This is a genomic window from Candidatus Korarchaeota archaeon NZ13-K, assembly GCA_003344655.1.
Taxonomy (GTDB): Archaea; Korarchaeota; Korarchaeia; order Korarchaeales; family Korarchaeaceae; genus Korarchaeum.
The window spans coordinates 1-3,087 of the sequence record MAIU01000116.1 but is presented as its reverse complement, the minus strand read 5'-3'; the positions used below and the strand labels follow the sequence as shown (position 1 = coordinate 3,087).

The window sequence follows — 3,087 nt, the reverse complement described above, 5'->3', positions numbered from 1 at the left end:
CCCTATCCCTCCAGGAGGGACTCGGGATTATTGATCCATACTTTTTAATGAGGTTCATGATTATTTAAACCTATCGACGCCATTCATCTCACCGCTGAAGCAGGGAAGCTTTCTAGCATGTTTTCTGTAAGTTTAAATTGGATCGGGGAGCGGGAGGCTTATGGGAGTGGAGTCCTTCCTCGACAGGGAGAATGTGGTCGCCGTTGTCGGCGTCTCCAGGAACCCGGAGAAGTGGGGGCACAGGCTGTACAAGTTCTTCAAGGGGCATTACAGGAGGGTCTACCCGATAAACCCTGGAGCCGATGAGATAGATGGCGATAAGGCCTATCCCAACCTGAGCAGCCTCCCGGAGGTGCCCGATGTCGTTGACATCGTCGTGCCGCCGGAGGTGGCGAGGGAGGTCGTGAGGGAGGCCATATCCCTGGGCGTAAGGAGGATATGGTTCCAGCCGGGCTCCGAGGATGAGGAGGCGATAAGGCTCTGCAGGGAGGCGGGGGTCGAGGTGATTTACGGGGCCTGCCTGATGGAGACGATAAGGGGTGGCGGGGAGGGGAAGCCCCCGCAGGTGCAGCCTCAGTTCAGGCCTCCCTCCCGCTGATGGGAATCGCCCCAGAACATCCACCAGACCCTCCTCTCCTCCTCAAACTCCTCCTCATCTTGGATGCGCAGCCGGAGCTCCCTCTCCAGCTCAGTCAGCCTCTCCTTCTCCCTCACTATCCTGTAGGTGAGGTAAATCGCCAGCAGCAGGCCGAATATCGTCATATCCCTCCCCTCAGGCGCCTCAGCCTCAATCCCTCTGTTCTCACGAGGTCCAGGAGGGTTTTTTATATTTTTGGTCGCCCTTTGAACCCTGCTCCTATTACGCTTTCCTTTCATGTATTGGATAAAGTTTTTGATATTCTCCGCAGCATCTGCGGGATGCGGGCACTCATACTGGTCCCCTGCTGCAAGAGAAAGAGGGTGAATCCGGCTGAAAGCGCTTTAGCAATGCCACTTCCTGGTATCGATCGTCTGAGAGCCAAGATCATCGAGCTACTTCAGTCGGCACCTCATCTAAGGGAGAGGCCGGAGAACAGGAGGGGAGCGCTGAACCCCAGCGCCCCTTTAACAAGGGCGATAGACCTGTATGCTGGCGCATTCTACAGGAAGGCCAGGGGAGCTTTGCTTGATGTGCTTGATAAAAGGTATCCGCATGCTCAAGAGCTTGACGTCCATGTGCTCATCGTATCGGCTCTCTACGGGCTTGTCAGGCTTGATGAAGGGATAAGGGAGTACGAGCTGATCATGACGGATGAGCTCCCGAATGGCGTAAAGGTGCATGAATTCTGGCAGGAGGAGGGTCTGTGGAGAATTCTTCTGGAGTACATTCGGGGAAACGGTATAAACTACATTTGGAGCCTCCTACCCAGCTCAAAGAGATATCCTTATCATCAAGTGTTTGAGGAGCTTTGGAGGGCCTTGGGAAAAACATCAGTAAGGTGCATTCATGTGAAGATTCCGGGATCCGCTGCGGGAGTCAAGCGGGCGGAATGGCTGGAACGAATGGTGGAGGACAGCCCCTTACAGCTAGCAAAACCTTTAACATGGACCAGTGACACCTTCCAATATACAACCTGTTAAAAAGCAACTGTCCTCATCCCCTGCTTCCCCTATATAGGTATATGGGAGGTTCAGCTCCTCTTGACGCTCAGGTAGATCAGGAGGAGGAAGAGGTTCACGACGATGTCTCCGACCAGGTTGAGGAGCGAATAGGCGAGGTCCATCATGCCACCCCGCTCCACTGCGCGCGATCATTTAAAAGGAGATCGCGAACTCGGAGCCAGGCTGAGCACCCATGAGAGCTGACCGGCATGGCGATCAGATCCTTGTGATGCCGCGGGAAGGGATGAGCGGCTCCCTGAATGCGCCTGAGCAGCAGGCGCCTAGACCTTTGTGTAGACCTCCACCCCCAGCCTCCTCGCCGCCTCCAGGGCCCTCTCCTCGATGAAGGGCGTTACTATCATGAGCCTGTCTGGCCTCCTCCCCGTCTTCCCAGCGTAGAAATCGGCCTTCCTCCTGAGGATGTATACGTCGGAAGCCCTCACGTGCGATGACACCTCCACGAGTATGAGTCTCCCGTCCTTCACAACGATGTCAACCTCCACCTCGCTCGGATACCCGAATACCTCACCCGCCTCATCGTGAGAGCTCCACCTCTCAACCCTCAAACCGAGCTCCCTCTCCAGGACACCCCTGAGTCCCTCCCTGAACGCCTCCTCGGCCATGAGCCCCCATCTCGCGCCCAGGGCATCTATGTGCCTTCTCATGAGCTCAAACCCCCTCATCATGTCCTCCCTGAGCCTGATGAGCTCCTCATCGTGCCTCTTGAACCCCTCAGTCATCTCCCGCCTCAGCTCCGCTATCTCCCTGTCGTGCCTCTCGAACCCCCTCATCATGTCCTCCCTGAGCCTGTTCATGTCCTCCCTGAGCCTCACTAGTTCCTCCTCATGGCGATCAAGCCTCTTTAGTATCTCATCTAAGCCTATCAACCCAGCAACAGCGTATCTGAACTCCTCATCCTCCCTGAGCAGTCTGAGCATCCTCCTCTTCAGCCTCAGGGACTCCATCATCCCGTCATCAGATCTCATTGTTCCATATTTAAGTGTCGACCTCAAGTAGCTCAGAGAAACTTTCTATGGTGAGGTTACCGGCGAAAATAGTATCAGGAGGATGGGATTTCCCGCTCACGAGATCTCACCACGCCTCCCTCCGAAGCAGGCGGCTTTCAATCCTCTCCCATCGAGAAAGGGGAGAGAAAGGACCGAGCGACCACTTGCAGCGCGCGAGAATGTTTTATCGCAGGATATGAGTTGATCAGAGAACGAAGTCCCTGATATGTTTTGCCAGGTTCGGGTTTGCCACCTTTTCCAGCAATTTCTCATCAGCTGTGTACAATAAGGTCTTCTTAGCTAATGCTAGAGCGACGTAGGATGCATCATATATCGTCATGTCGTTCTTAAACGCTACTTTCACGGTCTTCTGCATGTATTCCCCCCTGAGAGGGTAAAGCTCGAATGAATATGCCTCCAGGGCCTCAGATATCTCCTT

Annotated in this window: 4 protein-coding genes; 2 read left to right on the top strand and 2 right to left on the bottom strand. The window is 54.7% G+C overall.

Annotated features, from left to right (window positions below; genetic code table 11):
- Positions 1-160: 160 nt before the first annotated feature.
- Complete coding sequence (locus BA066_07555; GenBank protein RDD52840.1) at positions 161-598, top strand: CoA-binding protein; 438 nt, start codon at positions 161-163, stop codon at positions 596-598.
- Positions 598-1,620, top strand: coding sequence for a peroxide stress protein YaaA (locus BA066_07550; protein ID RDD52839.1), 1,023 nt, complete (start codon positions 598-600; stop codon positions 1,618-1,620). The genes BA066_07555 and BA066_07550 overlap by 1 nt, the downstream gene beginning before the upstream one ends.
- Before the next feature lie 302 nt (positions 1,621-1,922).
- On the opposite strand, the gene BA066_07545 is transcribed toward BA066_07550, so the two are convergent.
- Both BA066_07545 and BA066_07540 read right to left on the bottom strand, forming a co-directional pair.
- Positions 1,923-2,606 carry a DUF3782 domain-containing protein gene (locus BA066_07545; GenBank protein RDD52841.1) on the bottom strand — a complete coding sequence of 228 codons (684 nt, stop codon included), beginning with the start codon at positions 2,604-2,606 and terminating at the stop codon, positions 1,923-1,925.
- 247 nt (positions 2,607-2,853) lie between these two features.
- A partial coding sequence (locus BA066_07540; protein ID RDD52838.1) for a PIN domain nuclease occupies positions 2,854-3,087 on the bottom strand: 234 nt, incomplete at its 5' end.

Excerpts from the sequence above, each read along its gene's own strand:
- BA066_07550 (RDD52839.1), top strand. The coding sequence starts at position 598 with ATGGGAATCGCCCCAGAACATCCACCAGACCCTCCTCTCCTCCTCAAA.
- BA066_07555 (RDD52840.1), top strand. The coding sequence starts at position 161 with ATGGGAGTGGAGTCCTTCCTCGACAGGGAGAATGTGGTCGCCGTTGTC.
- BA066_07545 (RDD52841.1), bottom strand. The coding sequence starts at position 2,606 with ATGGAGTCCCTGAGGCTGAAGAGGAGGATGCTCAGACTGCTCAGGGAG.